The following is a 1,520-nucleotide window of genomic DNA, read 5'->3' on the forward strand; positions in this document are numbered from 1 at the left end:
CCACCGACATTGATTGTGTTCAACCCGTTCGGGCGAGGATGACCTTGCTCGTTCGCCGCTGGTGATGACCCTCCCACCGACTGACGCCCTGCTGGGTTGTCTTCGACTTGATCTGTCTCACCAGCGACGCGCGAGCAAGCGTTGCCCCGAGAGCCCAGCGGGGCGGACATGACCTAATCAGGAGCCTGGCCGTTCCTCATCAATGTCTTGTCTGCCCGCCCCGCAGGGTTGTCACCCACCCGCACGGTTCATTACTACGGAGAGGACACCACCATCGTGACATCCCCACGCCGAGTCGTCATCGGCGCCGACACCCATCTGGACACCATCCACGTCGCCGCCATCACCGACACCGGCCAACCGCTCGGCGACGCCGAATTCCGCACCAACCCCACCGGCTACTGGGCCGCGATCTGCTGGGCCCGCAGCTTTGGTGACATCGTGACCGCAGGAGTCGAGGGCACCAGCAGCTACGGCGCCGGACTCACACAAGCATTGCAGGCCAACGCTATTCACGTCGTTGAAGTCAACCGACCCGACCGGGCAGCCAGGCGCAGGCAAGGAAAATCCGACCCGCTCGATGCCTACAGTGCCGCCCGCGCCGCGCTGGCCAGCAACAGCCCAGCCGTCCCCAAAGACCCCCACACCAATGCACTCAAAGCCCTGCTGACCGCCCGTCGCGGCGCCGTCAAAGCCCGCACCGCAGCCATCCAGCAGATCAAGGACCTCCTCGTCACCGCTCCCGCCGAGATACGCGAGCGCTACCGCGGCTACACCACCACGCTGACGCTCGTGGCCGCGCTGTCCAGATGCCGACCCGCTACACACAACGATCCCGTCACGGTCTCAGTACTGACGGCCTGCAAAACACTGGCCCGCCGCGTCACCTTCCTGCAAGATCAGGCCGACGAAATCACTGCTGAGCTCGACACCCTCACTGCTGCATTCAATCCTGCACTCCGGGCCGCCTACGGCGTCGGCCCGGACACCGCCGCTCAACTGATCATCACCGCCGGCACCAACCCCCAACGGCTCCGCAGCGAAGCCTCCTTTGCGATGCTCACCGGTGTCGCTCCCATCCCGGCCTCGTCCGGGAAAACCAGCCGCCACCGACTCTCCCGCGGCGGCGACCGCGCCGCCAACAACGCCCTGTACCGCATCGCCCTGGTCCGCATGGCCCACGACCAACGCACCCGCGACTACGTCACCCGCCAGACCGCCGCCGGCCGGTCCAAAAAAGAGATCCTGCGGATGCTCAAACGCGCTATCGCCCGCGAGATGTTCAAACACCTCACCGCACCCAGCCCGATCGACGACTACAGCGACCTCCGCCCGGCTCGTCGAGCCACAAACATCACTCTCACCGCCGTCGCCGACCACTTCGGCGTATGGCCCAACGACATCTCCCGCCTCGAACGCGGCCTCAAACGCGACGACACCCTCGCCGCTACCTACCGCCAATGGTTAAACACCCAGCTCAACCACGCCGCTTGACTATTAACAGAAATAGGAGCATCAAG

General features: G+C 65.0%; 1 protein-coding gene. It reads left to right on the plus strand.

All coding sequences use genetic code 11. The features are described from left to right. The first annotated feature begins 276 nt into the window (after window positions 1–276). Complete coding sequence (locus ACJH7A_RS30455; RefSeq protein ID WP_064859362.1) at window positions 277–1,494, plus strand: IS110 family transposase; 1,218 nt, start codon at window positions 277–279, stop codon at window positions 1,492–1,494. Window positions 1,495–1,520: the final 26 nt, after the last annotated feature.

It is taken from the genome of Mycobacterium sp. SMC-17 (assembly GCF_045310915.1).
In the GTDB taxonomy this organism is placed as follows: domain Bacteria; phylum Actinomycetota; class Actinomycetes; order Mycobacteriales; family Mycobacteriaceae; genus Mycobacterium.